Raw genomic sequence first — 21,257 nt, 5'->3', positions numbered from 1 at the left:
ATATGAAAATGCTCCTTCTATAACTCTGCCTCCTGAAACATTTTCATTGAGAGGAACATTGATATGAATATACTTACTAACACTCCAATACTAAGAACACCCATTGCTAGTGTAGCCTCTTGAGAGTGGAGTACTTTTAACATAATTGTTTTATCACCAAAAATATTGCACATAAGACCAATCATACCCATTAAAGGAAAAAGCATAATCAAATTTAAGACAGTAATAACTTTATATCCCCCAATGTAATTAGTCGGTATCGTTACTGCACAATAAATCAAAGTTGCTACTATTGCTGAAAATATTGCATACCCAGGCATAACTATATCTCTGTTCAATAAAATATTTCCTAATATTACGACTATAAAAGTTACACTCAAACCAGCCATAATAAATAATATGCTTGAAATATATTTAGCTATAATTATCTCTTTTCTCGTTATAGGCAAACTCACTAACACTTTTTCTGCTTTACTTTTCTCGTCATAATAAAAAGAAATATATATAATCGTACTACATGTTATAAATACTCCTATTGCAATCCCCATTGGTTCGACGGAATTCTTAAAAATAGATAAAATAGGGATTAAAAAATAGAAAGGAAACATCTTCTTCTGTAAAAAAAACTCCTTCAAAATCAACTGTTGCATATGAATTCTCCTCTCTATAAATCACGTGTTTCATAAATTTTAATTGTAAGAAACATAGAAGCGATATAGGCACTAGCTAATATCATTCCTCCAACTGTAAATACACCAATATGTACTGGATTCATAATCCACTCACTGAATGAAGATGTTGTTTCATTCAGCCCATCACTAATAAATATCCAAAGAAGTACACCAATCCCCATTGCTGCCGCTGATACTATACTTCTCATGCCCTTTGATTTTGTACCATAATAACTAGGAAAAAATGTCGCCACAAATACTACAGAATAAATCACTCCACTTACCACTACATACCATGGAATTTCAATATAAAAATTAGGATGGTATACACCAATATCATCAATAACAGCAATACCTCTTAAAAGGAATACAATTATCATAGTTGAAACCATGGCACCGACAATAAATATTGCACAGGAAATATATCTAGCAATAATGATATCCTTCCGACTTACTGGTAAACTATTTATAATAATGTCACTTTTATTTCTTTCATCCATAAAGGTTAACGTCATAACGGAGGAGAGGGTTATAAATAGACAACTCATCGGAAATAAAAATTCACCACTTGGCTCTAACATAAAAAACAAAAGAGGCATAACAAAATTCACTAACCACATTACCCGAAAAAAGAACAAATCTTTATATACAAGCTGACGCATAGGCACCTCTCCCTTTCGCAGTGTAAACGATAATGTCATCTAATGTAGGCTTTTCTAGTACAACCTCATTTCCAAACCAATCGATAATTGTTTGTTTATCCTTCGCTAAACCTTCAAAACCAAATTTATTTTTTCGTAATCCAACAAATAGTTCTTTTCCTTCTCGGTCTAATAAATCATTACTTCCTTTTACGATTACGTAGTTCTCCATTAAGTCTTCTTTTTCACCAGTAAATATAATTTCTCCATCATTGATGAACGTAACATAATCTGCAATGCGCTCTAAATCTGTTGTAATGTGCGTTGAGAATAATACGGATACTTCATCTTCCATTACAATTTCTTGCAACATATCAAGTAATTCACTTCGAACAACTGGATCTAACCCTGCTGTCGGTTCGTCCATAATAATAAACTCTGCGTGGTGCGAAAGTGCGATAGCAATCGCAAACTTCATTTTCATCCCTTTAGATAGCTCTTTAATTTTTTTATACTTTGGAACTTGCAATCTATGTATATACAATTGATACTGCTCTTCGTCCCACTTTTTATATAACGGTGCAATAATACGCTTCATTTGTTCACACGTTAAATCTTCGTAATAATGATTTTCATCATATACAAAGCCGATATTTTGTTTTATTTCCTTTTCAGCTTTCTTATTGTCCTTGCCAAAAATTTTTATATCTCCGTTATCTTTTTTAATTAAATTCATAATCATTTTGATTGTCGTACTTTTCCCGGCCCCATTCGGTCCGACAAACCCCATAATATATCCGCGTGGTAACGTAAAACTTATATTTTTCACTGCGAAACCTTCATAACTTTTACAAACATTTTTTAGCTCTAACATCTCTTATTCCCCCTTATATAAACACGCAATCATCTGCTGCAATTCTTCAAGTGAAAGCTGCAACACTTTACTTTCTTTTACGATTTCTTCAGCCTTACTTTCCAATAGACGTAGCCGCTGTTCTTTTAATAGTTCATTATTTTTACGTGAAACATAAGTCCCCTTCCCAGCAACAGTTTCTATATATCCTTCTTTTTCAAGCTCCTCGTATGCACGCTTCGTTGTAATTACACTAATTTGCAATTCCTTCGCTAAGCTACGAATAGACGGTAATTGGTCTCCACCCTTTAAACCACCATTTAAAATAAGCTGGCTTAATTGTTTTCTTATTTGCACATAAATAGGGTCTTGGGAAGAATTTGAAATAATAATATTCATGTTTTCCTCCAGTGTGTGTATATACTGTATATACCTTATATATACAGTATATACACACATCCTATTTTTGGCAAGAAAAAAAGACCAACATTTTCCTGTTGGTCTTTCGTATATGTATCACTTTTCAAAGCGATCTAACATCTCGTCTCTCATTCCGAAACTTACTACTGCAATTCCTATATACATAAACAGAAGGAATGCCGGATGAACCGTGTTGTACCAGCTGCTGTCAACGATTAAGTAAATCGTTAATGCGACAACAAGAACAAACGCTAAGATAAACATATAAAAGTGTCTTGTACTACCCATGATAAACTCCTCTCTTCTCACTTCACCATTCAACAGTTTATTTTATCGAATAATTCGATATGACTCAAGGTTAACTTTCTGTTATGTAATCAAGTTCCACCTTTACAATGTCCTCACATGCTATTGAAATGATTGTTCCTTGTTTATCAATCGCCGTCACTTCTCTATTATCCATTACACGATTTGCTACTCTTTCTAACACTTTCCCTTGGTCTCGATAGCAAAATTCTTTTACATCTTTAATTGTTTCTCCATTTTCTAAATGGTATACCATTCTATAACATCGATATCCCACACTTTCACCCCCGTCTTGCTCGTTTTTTCACATATACATAAAAATGAGTAATTTTTGCCTCATCACATCTTCTTAATTTCAATAAAATTCTAACAAAAATAAATACTTTTATCAAACCGACTTTTTCAACAAAACTACCTATAAAACTACACCTTTACACCATTAGAAAACAAAAAACATATTTTTTTAACATTTTCTTCACTATTTCTGCATAAAGTGAAACTTTAATCAGTGGGGATTTTTGTTCATCCCCACTGATTATTAGTTGAGCCAATCGGGCATTTACGGACAGTTTATCTCCCACCTGGCTTCTTTGCACCAGCTAAGTTTTGAGTTGGGAGTTTACTGTCCGTTAATGCGGGACAAATTCTCCATACAAAAAAAGAACCCGCCGCAGCGAGTTCTTTTTTTGTTATTCTAATCAAACTTGTACAGGAGCTGGCTTTGCATAACGTAAAACTGGTTTACGTGCAGCCATCGTTTCGTCTAAACGTTTAATGACTGTCGTATGCGGTGCTTCTTGTACAACTTCTGGATTTTCTTCTACTTCTTTAGCGATTTGAATCATCTTATCAATGAAACCATCTAATGTTTCTTTTGATTCTGTTTCTGTCGGCTCAATCATAATACATTCTTCCACATTTAATGGGAAGTAAATTGTTGGTGGATGGTAACCGAAATCAAGCAGACGTTTTGCAATATCTAATGTACGTACGCCAAGTTTCTTTTGACGACGACCTGATAATACAAATTCATGCTTACAATGTCTATCGAATGGAAGATCGTAGAATGGCGCTAATCTTCTCATCATATAGTTCGCATTTAATACAGCATACTCAGTTACTGCACGCAAGCCATCTGGACCCATAGAGCGAATATACGTGTATGCACGAACGTTAATTCCGAAGTTACCATAGAATGGCTTCACACGACCAATTGCTTCTGGACGGTCGTAGTTGAAGTGATAACCATTTTCCGTTTTTTCTAAAATCGGTTTTGGTAAGTATGGAATTAAATCAGCTTTCACACCTACTGGACCAGAACCTGGGCCACCACCGCCGTGAGGACCTGTAAATGTTTTATGAAGGTTTAAATGCACAACGTCAAACCCCATATCTCCTGGGCGTGCTTGGCTTAATACCGCATTTAAGTTTGCACCATCATAGTATAACTTACCGCCTGCATTATGGACGATTTCTGCCATTTCTAAAATATTTTCTTCGAATAGACCTAATGTATTAGGATTTGTTAACATAAGTGCTGCTGTTTCTTCGTTTACAACACGTTTTAAGTCTTCTAAGTCAACAAGGCCATTTTCATTTGATTTTACTGTAATTGTTTCAAAACCAGCTACAGTTGCAGATGCCGGGTTCGTTCCGTGAGCAGAGTCAGGTACAATTACTTTCGTACGGTTAAAGTCACCCTTCGCTTCATGGTATGCACGAATTAACATTAAACCTGTCCATTCTCCGTGTGCACCAGCTGCTGGTTGTAAAGTAACAGTATCCATACCTGTAATTTCAATTAAATGCTCTTGTAAGTCATACATTAATTCCATTGCACCTTGTACTGTCTTTTCATCTTGCAGTGGATGAATATTTGCAAATCCTGCGAAACGAGCTACACTCTCATTAATTTTCGGATTATATTTCATCGTACAAGATCCAAGTGGATAGAATCCAGAATCAACACCGTGGTTACGGTTTGAAAGTGCTGTATAGTGGCGCATAATATCAAGTTCAGATACTTCTGGTAGCTCTGCATCTTCTACTCGAATATAATCGCTCTCAAACACATCTTCTAGTTTCACTTCTTCTACATCTAATTTGGGTAAGCTATATCCTATGCGTCCTTCTTTACTCACTTCAAAGATAAGTGCTTGGTCTTGGTTCTTCATTGGATAGCCCCCATTTCGTTTACAAGTGTGTCAATTTCCTCTTTTGTACGAAGCTCAGTTACTGCTACAAGCATATGGTTTTCATGCTCTTTATAATCACGGCCTAGATCGTAACCACCGATAATATTCTTTTGTAATAATGCATCGTTTACTTCTTTCACTGGACGTTTGCAATCTACAACAAACTCATTGAAGAATGGTCCAGCGAATGTTACTGTGAAGCCTTTCGCCTCAAATTGACGTTTTGCATACTGTGCTTTAGAAATGTTTTGACGTGCCATTTCTTTCACACCTTGTTTGCCAAGTGCCGTCATTGCAACAGAAGCTGCTAATGCATTTAACGCTTGGTTTGAACAAATATTAGACGTCGCTTTATCACGGCGAATATGCTGTTCACGTGCTTGTAACGTTAATACAAATCCACGTTTACCATCTGAATCTACAGTTTGTCCAACAAGACGTCCTGGAATTTTACGCATAAATGCTTTCGTTGTTGCAAAGTAGCCACAGTGCGGTCCACCAAACTGCGTTGGAATACCGAATGGTTGTGCATCACCGATTACAATATCAGCACCAAATTTCCCTGGTGGTGTTAATGCGCCTAATGATAATGGATTTGAAGAAACGATAAATAATGATTTTTGTTGATGAACGATTTTTTCAATATCAGCTAATTTTTCAACTTGTCCGAAGAAGTTTGGATATTGAACGATTACACAAGCAACTGTATCATCTACTTCACTTTGTAATACGTCTAAATCTGTTACACCATCTTTATGATTAATTTCAACAACTTCAAGATTTTGACCTTTTGCATACGTTTCAAGTACTGCTCTTGATTCTGGATGAACCGCGCTAGATACAAGAATTTTCTTTTTGCGAGTATGGCCAGCTGCTAACATTGCCGCTTCAGCTAAAGCTGTACCCCCGTCATACATAGAAGAGTTTGCTACATCCATTCCTGTTAATTCACAAATCATTGTTTGGAATTCAAAGATTGCTTGTAATTCCCCTTGTGAAATTTCCGGTTGGTATGGTGTGTAAGCTGTATAAAATTCTGAGCGAGAAATAACATGATCTACAATTACTGGAGCATAATGATCGTATACGCCTGCTCCTAAGAAAGAAGCGTATTCTTTTAAGTTAGCATTTTTACTAGCCATTTGAGATAGCTCTTTTAAAAGCTCTGGCTCTGATTTTGCTTCTTTAATTTTTAAATCCCCTTTAAAACGAACACTCTCTGGAATATCAGAGAATAATTCATCGATCGTTTGAACGCCGATCGTTTGTAACATTTCTTTTTTGTCTTCTTCTGTCATTGGAAGATAACGATGCAACATGAAATCTACCCCTCTCCCCGTTACTTTGAACGTTTGTAAAATGGTGTTGGAACAACTACTGCTTTGACGCGTTTATTACGAATTTCAATTTCTACTTCTGTATCAACTGCTGCGTATTTTACATCAATTAGTGCTAAACCAATGCTTTTCTTTAACGTTGGAGATTGTGTACCACTTGTTACTTCCCCAATTTTTTCTTCACCAATAAATACAGGGTAATGCGTACGAGGAATTCCACGTTCGATTACTTCGATGCCGACTAATTTACGAGGCGCACCATTTTCTTTTTGCTCTTTTAACGTTGCTTTTCCAAAGAAGTCTGCTTCTTTATTTGTTTTTACCGCAAAGCCAATTCCAGCCTCAATCGGTGTAATATCTTTTGATAATTCTTGTCCATAAAGTGGTAATGTTGCTTCAAATCGAAGTGTATCACGAGCACCTAAACCACATGCTTTTAAGCCCTCTTCTGCTCCAACTTCAAGAAGTTTCTCCCAAAGTTTTGCAGCATCTTCACTCTTACAGTAAATTTCGAATCCATCTTCACCTGTGTAACCTGTACGAGATACAAGTGCTGGAATTCCGTCTACAAGAATATCGTTTTTAAATTTAAAGAACTTAATTTCTTTCAAATCTTCTGACACAACTTTTTGTAAAATGCCTTCTGCTTTTGGTCCTTGAATTGCAAGCTGTGCAACTTCACTAGAAACATTGACTACTGTCGCATCGCCAATTACATGACTTGCTAACCATTCGTAATCTTTCTCGATATTTGATGCATTGATTACTAATAAATAGTCTTCTTCACCACGTTTGTAGATTAATAAATCATCTACTGTACCACCATTTTCGTAGCACATAGCTGTATATTGTGCGCCCCCTACCTTTAAGGTAGATACGTCATTTGTAACAACACGTTGTAAAAATGCTAAACTATCTACACCTTTTACTTCAACTTCTCCCATATGAGACACATCGAACAAACCTGCAGCTGTACGTACAGCTTCGTGTTCTTCTTTAATGCTTGAAAATTGAACTGGTAATTCCCAACCACCGAAGTCGATTGTTTTTCCACCATACTTCGCGTATACATCAAATAACGGTGTACGTTGTAATGTAATCATGCTCTCTCCCCCTTATGCTTTGACAAATCAATAAAAGTTGCTTCCCTTTTCTAAACATTTTCATTCTGAAAAGATAGGATATACGGAATCTCATTATATTTTTTTATGAAAGCGTAAATAAAAAATCACTTTCTTGGATAAAATACGAAAGATTCCACACATTTCACACCATTATCCTAACATCATTCGCTATATTTCATCAATATTCTAGCATAAAAAATAATTTAGAATTTTTTATGTTAAAACACAATAAATACAGCTTTTGAGATTTAATACTTTATTATTGTCTATCATATAGCCTTTAATAACGATAATTATGCCTTCTTTTAAGGCAAATCATCATACATTAAAAAATAATTACTTTAGTTTATAAAAGGTGGGAGAGTCGTAATGAATGTCGATATTTCCGTAGATCGGACGTGGCAAAACAATTTTTTAAATAGAATTGATGAAGATGGTCCTTGGACAAACTGGGATTTATATCACTTAGCTTATGAAACAGAAAAATCGTTACTTGTTCCTACTTTTGATGGACTACAAGCACCGAAACATTTATCACATTTCACACCGCTTCCGCATCAATTAGAAGTCGCTCAAAATGTAATTGAACAAATGAATGGTAAAGCGATTCTAGCAGATGAAGTAGGTCTTGGAAAAACAATCGAAGCTGGACTTATTTTGAAAGAATACATGGTCCGCGGGCTTGTGAAAAAGGTACTTATACTTGTCCCAGCTTCTCTCGTATCACAATGGGCATACGAGCTGAATACAAAGTTTTTCATTCCCGCTGTAGCACAAAAGAAAAGCTACTCGTGGGAACAAGCTGACGTAATCGTATCATCAATTGATACTGCGAAACGTTCACCACATCGCGATATCGTGTTGAACTTAGAATATGACCTTATTATTATCGATGAAGCACATAAACTGAAAAATAATAAAACAAAAAACTATGAATTTGCACAACGATTAAAAAAGAAGTTTTGTTTATTACTAACCGCTACTCCTGTTCAAAATAAGATTGATGAAATTTTTAACCTTGTTTCTTTATTAAAGCCAGGACATCTAGGCAATCAATCCAACTTTGAAGAATATTACGCTTCCAAAAATCGTTCAGCCGAATCAGATGAAGACTTAAAAGCTCTCATTAACAAAGTAATGGTGCGAAATAGACGACATAATACCGGTATCGATTGGCCGAAGAGACATGTACGTACAATTTTTGTTGAGTTTAATGAACAAGAACAAGCTCTATATAATGATATCGAAAATTGGCGAGGACAAGACGCCTTCACATCTGCTTTCTCATCGTTAACTTTAAAACGGGAAGCGTGTAGTAGTCGTGAGGCTGTTTACTATTCATTGAAAAAGCATGTAGAAAAAAGACAGAAAGAAAATGAACATTATATAAAAGATCCACATATCGATGTGCTAATGGACAAAATTAATCATATTCCTTTCAACTCGAAAGCAACTAAAGCTCTAGAGCTTATAAAAGAAATTGACGATAAAGTCGTCATTTTCACAGAATATCGAGCGTCACAAATGTACTTACAATGGTTTTTACAACAACACGGTATTTCTTCCGTTCCATTCCGCGGCGGATTTAAACGCGGGAAGAAAGATTGGATGAAGGAACTTTTCCAAAATCGTGCCCAAGTGTTAATTGCAACGGAAGCTGGCGGAGAAGGCATTAACTTACAGTTTTGTAGCCATATGATCAATTATGATTTGCCATGGAATCCAATGCGTCTTGAGCAAAGAATCGGACGTATTCACCGTCTCGGTCAAAAGAATGATGTTCATATTTATAACTTAGCTACAAAGCATACTGTTGAAGAACATATTCTGAAACTGTTATATGAAAAAATCAACTTATTCGAGCGTGTTATCGGTGAACTCGATGAAATTTTAACGAGAATTAATATGAAAAACATCGACGCGCACATTCAAGAAATTTTCGCGCAATCAAAAAGCGAAGGTGAAATTAGAATTAAGATGGAAAACTTAACATCTATTATCGACTTTGCGAAACGAAATGAAGCTGAGGTGCAAGGCTATGCAGCAACATGAAATTCATAATTACTTATACAATTTCTTTGAGGCGAATAACTGTGAAATTTTAGAACGTTCTCCTCATTTATTAGATGTACAGTTAACAATTGAGATGGATAAATTATTAATGAATCGCCCTTTTTATTGGCACTATCTTGAGAAAACAGGAGGCGTACCGAATCCGATGCGCCTTACTCTTATTACAAATCCAGAAAATGAAGAAAATGATGGTGAACTTATTCACTACGGTTCACCACGTCTACATCAAATTTTCCAAACGACAAAAGAATTAGGCTCATACATACGTTTATATGAGGATGTAAGACATAATGGAGCAACACATACACCGCTCCACCCTTGGCTCGGTATTAATATAAAAGTTTCCTATCAATGTGATCGAAAAAAAGACATCCTTCACTCGATTGGTATTCATCTCATTTCTGGAACAATGATGGCAAACTTTCATGAAACATTAACAAACATTAAACTTACACCAAAAATACCTGATTTTTGTTTTACGCTCTCGCCCATCATTAAACCTCAAAGTGGTTTACAACGCATAGAAGACGCTTTAAAAAATATAATTGCAGAAGATGACCATACGTGGGCAAAAGAAGCAAGAGTGCGTTGGAATCATGATTTAGACCTTTTAAACCGTTTTTATGAAGAAAGTGACGAACTTCCTGAGAGCTATGAAATTGAAAAACAAGCTCTGCAAGAACAGTATGAACCACGTATTACAGTGCAAATTATTAACGGTGGACTCTTTTATGTTACTGCCAATCATTTTCTATCAAAATAAAGCTCCTTCTGCTTTAGAAGGAGCTTTATTTCGAGTTACTCTCTATCCTCATTACGCTCTTGTTGTTTTTGCTTTGCCATGCGTTTTTGATACGCACGATCCTTTGCGCTCACATGATTTGCATCAGTTGGAAGATTTTCTTTCGAACGTCCAATTCCATTGCTCATCTTTCCCACTCCTTTTTACGTTTTTCAGAATACATGTTTATTTTCAGCTAGAGTTACAATCCTTATACAAAAAAATAAGAGCAGCCATTGGCCACTCTTACTCGCTCACATATTTTTGAAACATATCATGGATGCCTTTATTTACTAGGTTCGAGATCTGCTCGTCAGATTTATTCGGATAACGATCACGCAATCTGATAGATGCCTTCACCATTAAATTTTCTAATACAGAACGGCCACCTTCTCCATAAATAATTTCAGCATATTTAACAAGCCTTCCATCCTCTACTGTTGCTGGATTATGATTGAAGAAAAATTTACTCATTGTCTCCACCTCTCTCTTTTGATAACGTTTACATTTATATAGATTATTTATGTTATTTATTTCACAATATTGTATGCATGTATATTTAATTAGTTTCATTATAAAGCAACATATCGATAGTAAATATGTGATTTTCCGTCCATTTTGTGAACAAATTAAAAATGAAAGCGTTTCCTTTATTGTATACTAAAAAAGCTTACTACGCTAGGGGCAATTTTTTCAATCTACTAACCCCTCGAAAATTGATATATTTTTTCTTTTCCCATTAAACCTTATACAATTTTCAGAAATTATATTATAAAATATATGTATGACTTAAGGAGGCTTTGTATGAATCAAAATAAAAAAGCTATATTAGATCTTGTCTTTTATCTCGTAATCCCATTCCTCATTTGGAAATTTGCAAAACCTTATATCGATCCTTATTACGCGATGTTACTTTCCTCTGTTCCGGGGATTATTTATACACTGTATACCTTTAAAAAAGAAAAACAGTTTAACGTGACAGGGTTCTTTATTTTAATTACACTCATTTCTAATACAACGGTAGATTTATTATCTGGGTCAGCTGAACGAATGTTGTGGAATGATGCATATTATCACATCGTACTCGGCATTATCGTCATCTGTACAATTTTTATAAAAAAACCACTTATGTTATATTTCGCAGCAGATATTGCAGCACTGCAAGGTCATGACCGTGATAAAAGTCGTGAGCTGTATCGTGATAGTCGTATATATCCAGCACTGCAATATTTAACGTTATTTTTCGGGCTACAATTTATATTAAAAAGCTTTTTAAAAATTTATTTCATCTCTGTTTTTGGTGTAGATGGCTACGGTGAAATGAGAGCGATTATGACCGCTGTCGGATGGGGTATTTCTATTTGTATCGGAATAGGGTTCGTATGGGTGAACAATAAAATACATGCCGTTACGGAAGAACAAGAATCCGTGCAGTAAACAAAGATGCCCTAGTGTATTACGACACTAGGGCATCTTTATTTTGCTAGACATATGACTAAAATTTAACTTGATTTTTTTCTTTTACTTTTTACATTTCGATAAAACAAAGCAGCACTCAGCGGCATAACACCAAACCACTTATTCATAAATGGCTCTTTTTCAGCACGGCGTTGTTCTTTCTTTTGTTTTCGATCTTCTTTTGGAGCATCCATATACGACACAAACTGCTGCGTCACAAAGCGAACATAATCATTAGTAGACATATTATCATCACCTCTACTTGATTAGTATGTCCACTTTTTTATACATTAATCTTTTCCTTTAATTCATTCATAATTTGCTTTACAGACTTATTTGTCGTATCGATATGAATGTGAGCCTCTTCATAATAAGCTCGGCGTGATTCAAATTTCGTTACAAATGCATCTATATCTTTCTTTTGAAATAGTGGACGTGTCGTATCTTCACTAAGCCTTTCTGCAATTACATGCGGATCACAATATAAATACACGACAGTTCCGTTCTCTTTCATCCACTTGCGATTTTCCGCTCGTTCAATAATTCCCCCACCAGTTGTAATAATGACATTATGGACTGGTAGCGAACGTAACATTTCGCTTTCATATTCCCGAAAAGCCGTTTCGCCTTCTTCGGCAAAAATATCACGAATTGCCTTCTCTTGCTTCTCTTCGATTTTTTGATCAGTATCTACAACATCCATTTGAAGTTCTTGACTTAATGCTTTTCCAATTGTTGTTTTCCCTGCTCCCATATAGCCGGTTATGTATATAGATTTCATTTTCTGTCCTCTCAATCGTCATTTATTAATTGTTATTATAACGAAAGATGCTACTTTGTTTAATAAAAAAACGTTTTGTTCTTATACTATGAAGAACAAAACGTAACACTCGCTTTTACTTATAAGTACCTCTTCTCACCCACTGCGTTGCAATCCATTTCTCGCCTTTCGTTACAGGTGCCCCTCCGTGTAACGTAAGCTCATTTAGTGATTGATCTTGATAAAAATACTCAAAGTATACTGCCATTCCCTTTCTAGGGTGTACAGAAAGATTTAATTTCGGGAAGTATGTTTCCCCGCCTTCTTCTACATCATTTAAGTACATTACAAGCGTACTAATACGATTGTTAGCAGCTGATCTACTATGTTCCGCAAAATAATCATAGTGTGCTTTATATTGTTGATCCACTTCATAATTTAAAATGTGTAATCCTTCACCATGCGACGCAGGAACATTCATGATAGATGAAATTCGTTTTTCAATCTTTGAAGTAAGTTCATTGTCTTCCAAAAATGCACCGCTACTTGTTCGAATATCATTTACATCACGTGATGAACCAATTTTAGAACGCTCCATTTTATTTTTAGACATTTCAATCAATTTATCACACTCTTCATCACTTAGTACATTTGCTAATACGACAATAAGAGGTTCTTCGAATTTTGAAATAATGTGTATTTCTCTATCTTCTGTCATAATCGTATTTCCTTTATGATCAAAAATAGTTTGTTCCTTATTTTCACCTATTTGATTGTTGTTTGTCATTTCCCTATTCTCCCTAAAAATAATGATTGGATAGCATGAATATATCATATTCTTTCTACCTTTCTCTTTTTTGAGAAAATTTAAACTTTTAATCATTATATTTATCCATTTCTTCTAAAAAATCAATTCAATTTACAATAGAAATCCCTGGTTTTTCTTCGTATTTTTTACATATTATCCTTCTATCCAATCGACTATTTTTCCATCCTTTTTTCTATACCGAAAGCTCACCGTATAGAAAGCTTCCTGTTTGAGTGTACACTGCAACGCAACGAGAATTAAATCATTTTCAAAGATATAATTTCCACTCGCTTCTCCCTTTTCATACTGAAAGAAAAATGCACCTTCTTTTTCTTTTTGCTGTAAGTCTTTTTTTATATCTGTAATAGATCGGTTAAGTAGTTCATCCAGTAAAAACTTTTGTTCTATTTCTATATAAAAATTTTTATCTGTAAACAACATATTTGTTTCGTATATAAAAAAAGAAGTTAATAAAATAAGAAAGATGAGTGTTCCAGGCATTGTAAACCCATTTTGCCCTCTCATACATTCATTTCCATTTCACTATATCGCATAACTACACCTTCATATATTTTTCCGCTAGTATCTTTCACATTTATAATGAGTACATGAGGTGTTAGTTTGTAAGAAACCGTTCCAATATTTTGTAAAACAACTTCCCTCCCGCGCCTATTTACCTTTCTTATAAGACGACTATTCTCTTTTTCATACGATACTTCACTCCCATTACGCGATCGAAATCGTAAAATACTTTCTCCATTTTCAAATGCTAGCTGTTCTCCAGATGATACTTCACGAAACTCCAATTGCATTTGACCTAAAAATACATCCCACTCCCAATCATTTAATCCTTTTGACTGTTTATTTTCCATTTCAATGAAATGTAGGCGGGGAAAGAGCAAAAAAAATATTGATAATAGAAACAGACATACAATCATTTCTATTAATGAAAAACCAAATTCTAATTTATTTTTTCTCCTACATAAAAGCATTGTTCCATCACTCTGTCTTTCACATCTCTCCACATGGTACAAACTTCATTGCCTCCCCAATATGTGTAATACACAATTCCATTTATATTCTTTTCTATTATTCGCTTTTCTTCATTTCCATACATATATATAGCTGCTTCTTTTTTTAATAATCCAGATGCCTTATAACGAATTTGTATATTTTTTCTTTCTTGCATAACTAATACTGTTTGCGGTAGTAGTAACGATACAGCCATCATTAAAATACTTAACGATGCAATCATTTCAGCCATTATGGATCCTTTTTGACATTTCACGATACGTAAATCTCCCTCTTCCAAGCTGAAATACAATTTCATATTTATAATTTTGATATGAAATTATAATCGTACCACCTCTATTAATATTTCCACTTGGATTATATGTCATCGGATTTGGAAACGTATGCAAATCAATTTGTATATCTTCTTCATACTCCCGCTTGACGATATAATACTTTGTACCTGACTCTTTTATAGCATACATATTTCTATCTTTATGCCAACGTAATGTATAGTGCTTTTGACGATTTATCGCTAATTCCTGCATATACAAAATATCATTTGAAAACTGTCTCAAAAATTGTTCAACTTTTTGTCGCTCGTATAAGGAATGAACACTAAAATACGTAACTACACTTAATACAGAAATAGCAAATAAAACGAGTAACATTTCTAAAAAAGTAAACCCCTGTTGTTTCACAATGCCCTAATTGATACTGCGCCATCATCTGAAATATGAATAGATTCGCCATTCGGGCACTTATCAGTTGTAATATACTTTTCATCTGTCAGTTCTTTTAACGATGGAATTTTATTATGTTGTAATTGATATACTTGTATTTGCGCTTCTATAGATTTCACGTAAGCTGCACACCCTTTTCCTTGGACCGATGAGCGCTGTGTAACTACATTCGGAATAATTAATAGTAATAATATAGTTATGACAACCATTACTAATAGCATCTCTAACAGAGTAAATCCTTCCTCATTCTGCATACAAATGCCCCCTAAATAGAATTCATCATTTGAAACATCGGCATAATCATCGCTAAATACATAAGGACAACGATTCCTCCAATACATGTAAATAAAATAGGCTGAATGATAACTAACATATGTTTAATTTTCCGTTCCATCTTTTCCATAATAAGATCGCTATAGTCACCTAATTCAATCCCTAAATTGCCGTTTGCTTGTCCATGCGTAATAACATAAGAAAGTTCTTTCTCGTAATACCCACTTTTAGCAATGATAGATTGTAACTGTTCTCCTCCAATTAATTGTCTTTCAATCCGGCTCGCTTCATATTTAAAGAACGGATGATATCTTTGCTCCATCATTATTGTTAAAGCTTCGCATACTGATAGCCCACCATTTAATAAACCACTCAACTGAGTAGCAAAATAATGTGAATGCTTTAAAATAAGAAATGTTTTGATGAGGGGAATACGAAGCATGATTTTTACCTGTCTAATATGTGGAAGTTTCCTAAAATACAACATATATAAACTACATCCAATACTAACAGTTAAAATAGCGGTTAAAATAATGTATGGTAGCAGTTTTATTGCACTTAAAATTTGTTCTGTAAGTAGTGGTGTATTAGAACCGAACGAACTATAAACCATTTCAACCTGAGGTAATAAAATGAGGTTAAAAATAAAAAGCATGATTAGTAGAAAAAACATCAAAAACATAGGATACTGCATTATTTTCATCATGTCTCTCCTATACTTATCTTTCTTATAAAGAAGTGCACTTCCTTGTTGCAAAGCAAAGGAAATATCACCATGTTGCTCGGCATAAAATAAATAACTTAACATGTCCTGATGAAACTTTAACTGATGAAAAGAATCGTGTAGACTTTTCCCATCTTTTAACCCCTCAATCATGCGCTGCAATTGTACTTTCTTTTCTACAGGTAATTGAAACTGTAAAAATTCTAATGCTTGTAAAAGAGAGTAGCCTTTTTCTAATAATTCTCCTAAACGTTTCAACAATACTACTTGATCACTTAAACTCCAAGTTTTCTTAAACATAAACATCTTCTTCTAAAAAACCTAAAGCATATCCTTTTCGTATTGACGATTCTAAAGTCTCATGTTTGTAAGTAACACATTCTCCACCAGCTTCTTTAAGCGCTTGTTTTAACTCATATCCATATAGTAGCTCATATATGCTAGCCTGCCTTACTTGCCTCATTGATTTACATAAAGTTGAGCACTTTCCTCTGCAAAACGGACACTTCAATTCGACAAGTCGCTGTGCAGCTACAGCCAATAAAGACTGTTCAATCTCTTGCCTCGTTATACCATAATCCATGAAGCGAATGATTGCTCCTTTCGCATCATTCGTATGCAGTGTTGTCATTACTAAATGTCCTGTCAAACTTGCTCTTATAGCTATTTTTGCTGTTTCTTCATCACGGATTTCACCGACTAAAATAATATCTGGATCATGACGTAAAATAGCCTTTAATCCTGTTTCATATGTGAGACCCGCTTTTTCATTTATTTGAATTTGTAATACATCGTCACTTCTTTTTTCAACCGGATCTTCAAGTGTAATGATGCGACGTGTTTTCTTTTTTCTAATTACCTCTAATAATGCATACATTGTCGTCGTCTTCCCAGATCCAGTCGGTCCAGTAAACACAAGTAGCCCCTGTGAATAGCGTAAAAACGAGAGTAGTTTTGCTGCCGTACTTGGAAATAACGAAAGATGTGATAAGGGCTGAACAGATGCTTGTAAATGAAGGCGAATAACGAGACTTTCTTGATATACTGTTGGAAGTGTTGAAAGGCGTAAATACACTTCTTGTCCATCAATTTGCAAATACAACGAACCATTCTGTGGCTTCCGTTTCTCTCCTATGTCCATAGATGCTAAAAATTTGAAATGTGAGACAAGTTTTTCTCCAAACTCCTTTTCAATACACTGTCTCGTCATTAAATCTTTTCCTATACGTAGTTGCACCGCTACATCCTTCTGCCGGGGCACAATATGTAAATCTGACGCTTGTACCCTACACGCTTCTTTTAAAATTGCATTCGCAAAAATTTCAATCCCATTCATCACTTTTCCCTCCTCACTATGTATATAGCATGAAAACATGCGCAATAAAAATTTGGACTTTTGTATTTTCAATAGAGGAAAAAGGAAAAATATGTTTGTGAAATTATGAACAATTTCCGAATTATTGTCTGAAATTACCTATACTCATGTTTATCTGTATTATAATGTTATTATCTTGGATAAAGTGATAAAGGTGGAGATCCTCATGGAACAAGCTTTAAAAATTACAGGTGTATTATCTGACCCAACTCGTTATTACATTTATAAATATATTTCGCAAAAACATAGTTACGTAACGGTACAAGAAATTGCAGATGAGTTTGACATTCATCCAAACGTAGCGCGTTTACATTTATCTAAACTAGAAGATGTTCATATGCTAAAATCGGAAACGAAGAAAACTGGAAAAGGCGGACGACCGAGCAGATTGTATGTCTTATCTGAAGATGTTATCCAATTACAATTTCCATTCCGTGATTATCAATTGTTAGCAAAAATCGCATTTAATTCTTTACTTAGTCTTGGTGCTGCTGGTGAGAAAGCGCTATACGAAACAGGAAAACAATTCGGAGCTGAATTAATGCAACAACATATGCAACGTTTAAATGTGAGTGAAGATGCTTTAACAGTGGAACAAAAGATTCAAATTGCAAAAGAAGCTTTCTCAACAGCTGGCTTATCACCTGCATTTGAATTAAGTGTAGATGGAACAAAAATTTTCTATGATGTACACAATTGTCCATTTAAAGAAGTTGCTTTTCATCATCCAACTGAAATTTGTAACATGCACGGAGATATGATGAAAGGGATTTTTGAAATCCTATTCCCTAACATGGAATTAACTCGAAATGATAGTCTATTAGATGGATGTAAATCTTGTAATTATAAACTAACAATTTAATTTTTCATATAAAAAGAAGCCAATAATAATTGGCTTCTTTTTATATGAACGAATATTTACAATAGTAAGAAAAATAAACTATAATGAGGTGAGGTTTACTTTTTTTAGAAAAGGAGGGAGATGGCATGGAGCGCATGTTTCGCGTTCTCGGCTTTTGGACTGGAATTTTCTCGGTTATGTTTTACGTAGGGGATATGCAACCGGCCGCACTACTATTTTTAGGACAAACAGGTTTCTTCGTACTTTTAAGCTATTTAAAATTAACAGAGCGTATGTATATATACGTATTTGGGGCATATTTAACTGTTTTCTTCATAGGATTTACATACTACACGACATTCTTACTTGTGCCTGGGGCTGGACATTAAAAGATGGCATTTTGCCATCTTTTTTTTAATTCCGGAATTACCTAGTTGACTTATAGGTTTTATTACCTTATATTCTATATAACAGATTGGAATTAGGGGGAATCAACATGAATACACTGCTTGTCGGAATTAACGTTGCAGTCATGCTCATCTTAGTTGGCGTATTATATTATATGCAACGTAAGCATGTATCTTTTAATAAACGTGTATTTACCGCTTTAGGAGTCGGAATTTTATTCGGTCTTATATTACAATTTATTTATGAGCCAACTTCTAAAGTAATTATTGAATCAAATACTTGGTTTGGCTTAATCGGTAACGGTTATGTAAAATTACTTCAAATGATCGTTATGCCACTTATTTTAGTATCTATTATTTCAGCATTTACAAAATTACAGTTAACGAAAAACCTTGGTAAAATTAGTGGCCTTATTATCGGTATTTTAATTCTTACTACAGGAATCGCTGCAGCTGTCGGTATCGCTGCAAGTGCAGGATTTGATGTATCTGCAACCGGCCTACAACAAGGTGATGCAGAATCTGCTCGTCTGAAACTAGTTGAAGAAAGATTTACTTCTATTGAAAAGACAACAATTCCAGATAAATTATTAGAGCTATTACCTACAAATCCGTTTCTTGATTTAACAGGCGCTCGTCCAACATCAACAATTTCTGTCGTAATATTTGCAGCCTTTATCGGCATTGCCTTTATAGGTGTAAAACGAAAATATCCAGAACAAGCAGAGCTATTTAAGAAGATGCTTGATGCTGTATATGCAATTGTAATGCGTATGGTAACATTAATTTTACGCCTTACTCCATACGGCGTATTAGCTCTTATGGCAAAAACAGTTGCTGGTAGCGACATAAATGCTATTTTAAAACTTGGCAACTTCGTGTTAGCGTCTTACGTAGCACTTATCGTAATGTTCGTTATCCACTTATTATTAATTGCGCTATCTGGTTTAAATCCAATTCAATATTTAAAAAAGGTGTTCCCTGTATTAACATTTGCATTCACATCTCGCTCTAGTGCTGGTGCGATGCCATTAAATATTGAAGCGCAAAAAGAAAAGCTTGGTATTTCCGAAGGAATTGCAAACTTCGCAGCTTCATTTGGGGTATCTATCGGACAAAACGGTTGCGCAGGTATTTATCCAGCAATGCTTGCAATGATGGTCGCTCCAACTGTAGGAATTGATCCATTACAACCACAATTTATTTTAACTTTAATCGCTGTTGTTGCTATTAGCTCATTCGGTGTTGCCGGAGTTGGTGGCGGCGCAACATTCGCAGCTTTAATCGTACTATCTACAATGAACTTACCAATCGGTATTGTTGCTCTAGTTATCTCGGTTGAGCCATTAATCGATATGGGGCGTACAGCTCTTAACGTAAGTGGCTCTATGACAGCAGGTCTTATTTCAAGTAAATGGCTTGGTGAATTAGATCAAGATACGTACAATCCAGATGATACAAAAACTGGTGAAATTGCTTCATAATGAAAAAAAGACGCTAACATACAATTGTTAGCGTCTTTTTTATTCCGTTCCCTCTTTATAGATTTTATCTTGAGAATTATCACTCTAAGTATTCTTCTAGTTGCTCTTTTAACTCTTCCTCAATCTCATAACAAGATTCATCAGCGAGTTCCCCTACTTTCTTACTCCCCAAAATGTTTGATTGAATTGGCATTCCTAAAAAAATTCTTTCACATTTCCAAATTGGAATATTATGAAATTCAATCAGCTCTTTTTCTTCATCTAATATAGCTATAGCAACTGATGAATAATAACCCACCTCAAAGGGATTCTCTTTTTCTCTTGCAAATCCCATATCTAATTCCATGTGTTTTTCTATGTATAAATGTGAATACTCTTTATGCAGTTTAAGTGATATTCGCTCTATTTCCTTCTCCATACATTGAATGTTCTCTTTTAACTCCAACGTAAACTCCTGTTCTTTATATTTCATTTTCGCCTCCTTAAACATAGAAAAAGAGAATACAATAACATATCCTCTTTCCTCAAATATATTTCATTATCTCACAGCCCGTCCTTTTCACAAATAACCATTTTGTTCGCACCATTTATGAAATTGTCCTACGTCTACTCCAACTAACACGATATCCTTTAGCTCTACATCAATGATTTGTTCTCCAATTACAATAGCAAACTGCGATGCTAATTTTGTCTCATTTTTCTTTACAATTCCAATTCGGTTCCGATGCGGTCCATCTTTTATATATGCTTTTTGTCCTACAATATCAAAGTTCAAAATTCTCACCTCTTTTACTGCGCTCAAATTGGAAATACGATCTCCACCTCGGAAAATTTCCTTTCATTGCACTATTTCTCTATATATATGACGAAACAATAAAAGAGTCCTTCCTTCTTTACAATTATTTTTTCTTTGTTTCATTTTTGTGATTGAAACGTAAAGTTTATAATAAAATACACTTGGAAGCGCTTTCT

At 34.7% G+C, this 21,257-nt stretch carries 31 protein-coding genes; 7 read left to right on the top strand and 24 right to left on the bottom strand.

Annotation, left to right across the window (positions count from 1 at the left end):
- Nucleotides 1–17 precede the first annotated feature (17 nt).
- The 10 genes from ACS2QP_RS00905 to gcvT all read right to left on the bottom strand — a co-directional run bounded on the left by ACS2QP_RS00905 (nt 18) and on the right by gcvT (nt 7,526).
- Nucleotides 18–650, bottom strand: a complete 633-nt coding sequence (locus ACS2QP_RS00905; RefSeq protein WP_113303581.1) for an ABC-2 transporter permease — start codon at nt 648–650, stop codon at nt 18–20.
- Between the two features lie 14 nt (nt 651–664).
- The gene (locus ACS2QP_RS00900; protein WP_001249566.1) at nt 665–1,333 is read right to left on the bottom strand and encodes an ABC-2 transporter permease; all 669 of its coding nucleotides are present in this window, start codon (nt 1,331–1,333) and stop codon (nt 665–667) included.
- Entirely contained in the window at nt 1,314–2,186 is an 873-nt protein-coding gene (locus tag ACS2QP_RS00895; protein WP_326263158.1) for an ABC transporter ATP-binding protein, read from the bottom strand. Before ACS2QP_RS00895 ends, ACS2QP_RS00900 begins: the two co-directional genes overlap by 20 nt.
- A 3-nt stretch (nt 2,187–2,189) precedes the next feature.
- Nucleotides 2,190–2,564, bottom strand: coding sequence for a GntR family transcriptional regulator (locus ACS2QP_RS00890; RefSeq protein WP_001021349.1), 375 nt, complete (start codon nt 2,562–2,564; stop codon nt 2,190–2,192).
- A 117-nt stretch (nt 2,565–2,681) separates the two neighbouring features.
- The gene (locus tag ACS2QP_RS00885) at nt 2,682–2,873 is read right to left on the bottom strand and encodes a hypothetical protein (protein WP_000535933.1); all 192 of its coding nucleotides are present in this window, start codon (nt 2,871–2,873) and stop codon (nt 2,682–2,684) included.
- Between the two features lie 70 nt (nt 2,874–2,943).
- A complete protein-coding gene (locus tag ACS2QP_RS00880) occupies nt 2,944–3,147 on the bottom strand; it encodes a DUF3929 family protein (protein WP_000262496.1) in 204 nt (67 codons plus the stop codon).
- A gap of 314 nt (nt 3,148–3,461) precedes the next feature.
- Nucleotides 3,462–3,593 carry a glycine dehydrogenase gene (locus ACS2QP_RS00875; RefSeq protein ID WP_438882094.1) on the bottom strand — a complete coding sequence of 44 codons (132 nt, stop codon included), beginning with the start codon at nt 3,591–3,593 and terminating at the stop codon, nt 3,462–3,464.
- A complete protein-coding gene (gcvPB, locus tag ACS2QP_RS00870) occupies nt 3,590–5,065 on the bottom strand; it encodes an aminomethyl-transferring glycine dehydrogenase subunit 2 (RefSeq protein WP_000795695.1) in 1,476 nt (491 codons plus the stop codon). The genes ACS2QP_RS00875 and gcvPB overlap by 4 nt, the downstream gene beginning before the upstream one ends.
- Entirely contained in the window at nt 5,062–6,405 is a 1,344-nt protein-coding gene (gene gcvPA / locus ACS2QP_RS00865) for an aminomethyl-transferring glycine dehydrogenase subunit 1 (RefSeq protein WP_000903240.1), read from the bottom strand. The genes gcvPB and gcvPA overlap by 4 nt, the downstream gene beginning before the upstream one ends.
- A 20-nt stretch (nt 6,406–6,425) precedes the next feature.
- On the bottom strand, nt 6,426–7,526 hold the full coding sequence (gene gcvT / locus ACS2QP_RS00860) for a glycine cleavage system aminomethyltransferase GcvT (protein ID WP_000631769.1): 1,101 nt from the start codon (nt 7,524–7,526) through the stop codon (nt 6,426–6,428).
- Nucleotides 7,527–7,916: 390 nt separating this feature from the next.
- On the opposite strand from gcvT, the gene ACS2QP_RS00855 reads away from it, so the two are divergent.
- A complete protein-coding gene (locus ACS2QP_RS00855) occupies nt 7,917–9,599 on the top strand; it encodes a DEAD/DEAH box helicase (RefSeq protein ID WP_001100040.1) in 1,683 nt (560 codons plus the stop codon).
- Complete coding sequence (locus ACS2QP_RS00850) at nt 9,586–10,383, top strand: YqhG family protein (RefSeq protein ID WP_001183964.1); 798 nt, start codon at nt 9,586–9,588, stop codon at nt 10,381–10,383. Before ACS2QP_RS00855 ends, ACS2QP_RS00850 begins: the two co-directional genes overlap by 14 nt.
- 35 nt (nt 10,384–10,418) lie before the next feature.
- Here ACS2QP_RS00850 and ACS2QP_RS00845 read toward each other — a convergent pair whose 3' ends face one another.
- On the bottom strand, nt 10,419–10,550 hold the full coding sequence (locus tag ACS2QP_RS00845) for a hypothetical protein (RefSeq protein WP_000064668.1): 132 nt from the start codon (nt 10,548–10,550) through the stop codon (nt 10,419–10,421).
- 97 nt (nt 10,551–10,647) lie between these two features.
- Nucleotides 10,648–10,875, bottom strand: a complete 228-nt coding sequence (locus tag ACS2QP_RS00840; protein WP_000032702.1) for a hypothetical protein — start codon at nt 10,873–10,875, stop codon at nt 10,648–10,650.
- Nucleotides 10,876–10,948: 73 nt separating this feature from the next.
- On the opposite strand from ACS2QP_RS00840, the gene ACS2QP_RS00835 reads away from it, so the two are divergent.
- Nucleotides 10,949–11,065 carry a GTP pyrophosphokinase gene (locus ACS2QP_RS00835; RefSeq protein WP_119684216.1) on the top strand — a complete coding sequence of 39 codons (117 nt, stop codon included), beginning with the start codon at nt 10,949–10,951 and terminating at the stop codon, nt 11,063–11,065.
- Nucleotides 11,066–11,205: 140 nt separating this feature from the next.
- The gene (locus ACS2QP_RS00830; RefSeq protein WP_001073111.1) at nt 11,206–11,838 is read left to right on the top strand and encodes a VC0807 family protein; all 633 of its coding nucleotides are present in this window, start codon (nt 11,206–11,208) and stop codon (nt 11,836–11,838) included.
- 65 nt (nt 11,839–11,903) lie between these two features.
- Here the strand turns inward: ACS2QP_RS00830 and ACS2QP_RS00825 are convergent, their stop codons facing one another.
- The 10 genes from ACS2QP_RS00825 to comGA all read right to left on the bottom strand — a co-directional run bounded on the left by ACS2QP_RS00825 (nt 11,904) and on the right by comGA (nt 17,514).
- Nucleotides 11,904–12,104 (bottom strand): YqzE family protein, encoded by a 201-nt coding sequence (locus ACS2QP_RS00825; protein WP_000106083.1) that lies wholly within the window; start codon nt 12,102–12,104, stop codon nt 11,904–11,906.
- A gap of 38 nt (nt 12,105–12,142) precedes the next feature.
- Nucleotides 12,143–12,640: a shikimate kinase gene (locus ACS2QP_RS00820; protein ID WP_119683923.1), complete on the bottom strand. Its 498-nt coding sequence runs from the start codon at nt 12,638–12,640 to the stop codon at nt 12,143–12,145.
- A gap of 115 nt (nt 12,641–12,755) precedes the next feature.
- Nucleotides 12,756–13,406, bottom strand: coding sequence for a 2OG-Fe(II) oxygenase (locus ACS2QP_RS00815; protein ID WP_438882093.1), 651 nt, complete (start codon nt 13,404–13,406; stop codon nt 12,756–12,758).
- 174 nt (nt 13,407–13,580) lie between these two features.
- On the bottom strand, nt 13,581–13,952 hold the full coding sequence (gene comGG / locus ACS2QP_RS00810) for a competence type IV pilus minor pilin ComGG (RefSeq protein ID WP_326263157.1): 372 nt from the start codon (nt 13,950–13,952) through the stop codon (nt 13,581–13,583).
- Entirely contained in the window at nt 13,949–14,419 is a 471-nt protein-coding gene (comGF, locus tag ACS2QP_RS00805) for a competence type IV pilus minor pilin ComGF (protein WP_000923097.1), read from the bottom strand. The genes comGG and comGF overlap by 4 nt, the downstream gene beginning before the upstream one ends.
- A complete protein-coding gene (locus ACS2QP_RS00800) occupies nt 14,389–14,691 on the bottom strand; it encodes a type II secretion system protein (protein WP_326263178.1) in 303 nt (100 codons plus the stop codon). The genes comGF and ACS2QP_RS00800 overlap by 31 nt, the downstream gene beginning before the upstream one ends.
- Nucleotides 14,684–15,139: a competence type IV pilus minor pilin ComGD gene (comGD, locus tag ACS2QP_RS00795; RefSeq protein ID WP_326263156.1), complete on the bottom strand. Its 456-nt coding sequence runs from the start codon at nt 15,137–15,139 to the stop codon at nt 14,684–14,686. Before comGD ends, ACS2QP_RS00800 begins: the two co-directional genes overlap by 8 nt.
- On the bottom strand, nt 15,136–15,435 hold the full coding sequence (gene comGC / locus ACS2QP_RS00790) for a competence type IV pilus major pilin ComGC (RefSeq protein ID WP_001178687.1): 300 nt from the start codon (nt 15,433–15,435) through the stop codon (nt 15,136–15,138). Before comGC ends, comGD begins: the two co-directional genes overlap by 4 nt.
- Before the next feature lie 11 nt (nt 15,436–15,446).
- The gene (gene comGB, locus ACS2QP_RS00785; protein ID WP_080470803.1) at nt 15,447–16,478 is read right to left on the bottom strand and encodes a competence type IV pilus assembly protein ComGB; all 1,032 of its coding nucleotides are present in this window, start codon (nt 16,476–16,478) and stop codon (nt 15,447–15,449) included.
- Nucleotides 16,471–17,514, bottom strand: a complete 1,044-nt coding sequence (gene comGA, locus ACS2QP_RS00780; RefSeq protein ID WP_001013170.1) for a competence type IV pilus ATPase ComGA — start codon at nt 17,512–17,514, stop codon at nt 16,471–16,473. Before comGA ends, comGB begins: the two co-directional genes overlap by 8 nt.
- Before the next feature lie 205 nt (nt 17,515–17,719).
- Here comGA and ACS2QP_RS00775 point away from each other — a divergent pair, with 205 nt between their 5' ends.
- The 3 genes from ACS2QP_RS00775 (at nt 17,720) to ACS2QP_RS00765 (ending at nt 20,285) form a co-directional block, all read left to right on the top strand.
- Nucleotides 17,720–18,415, top strand: a complete 696-nt coding sequence (locus ACS2QP_RS00775) for a helix-turn-helix transcriptional regulator (RefSeq protein ID WP_332284747.1) — start codon at nt 17,720–17,722, stop codon at nt 18,413–18,415.
- Nucleotides 18,416–18,540: 125 nt separating this feature from the next.
- Nucleotides 18,541–18,783: a DUF2626 domain-containing protein gene (locus ACS2QP_RS00770; RefSeq protein ID WP_000440716.1), complete on the top strand. Its 243-nt coding sequence runs from the start codon at nt 18,541–18,543 to the stop codon at nt 18,781–18,783.
- Between the two features lie 107 nt (nt 18,784–18,890).
- A complete protein-coding gene (locus ACS2QP_RS00765) occupies nt 18,891–20,285 on the top strand; it encodes an L-cystine transporter (protein ID WP_438882092.1) in 1,395 nt (464 codons plus the stop codon).
- Nucleotides 20,286–20,364: 79 nt separating this feature from the next.
- On the opposite strand, the gene ACS2QP_RS00760 is transcribed toward ACS2QP_RS00765, so the two are convergent.
- The gene (locus tag ACS2QP_RS00760) at nt 20,365–20,757 is read right to left on the bottom strand and encodes a hypothetical protein (protein ID WP_063537442.1); all 393 of its coding nucleotides are present in this window, start codon (nt 20,755–20,757) and stop codon (nt 20,365–20,367) included.
- A gap of 87 nt (nt 20,758–20,844) precedes the next feature.
- The gene (locus ACS2QP_RS00755) at nt 20,845–21,060 is read right to left on the bottom strand and encodes a DUF3912 family protein (protein WP_001008326.1); all 216 of its coding nucleotides are present in this window, start codon (nt 21,058–21,060) and stop codon (nt 20,845–20,847) included.
- Nucleotides 21,061–21,257 lie beyond the last annotated feature (197 nt).

The organism is Bacillus cereus group sp. Bce019, from assembly GCF_051781745.1.
In the GTDB taxonomy this organism is placed as follows: domain Bacteria; phylum Bacillota; class Bacilli; order Bacillales; family Bacillaceae_G; genus Bacillus_A; species Bacillus_A cereus.
Note: the sequence above shows the minus strand (reverse complement) of the source record. Positions and strands in the feature narration are given on the sequence as shown.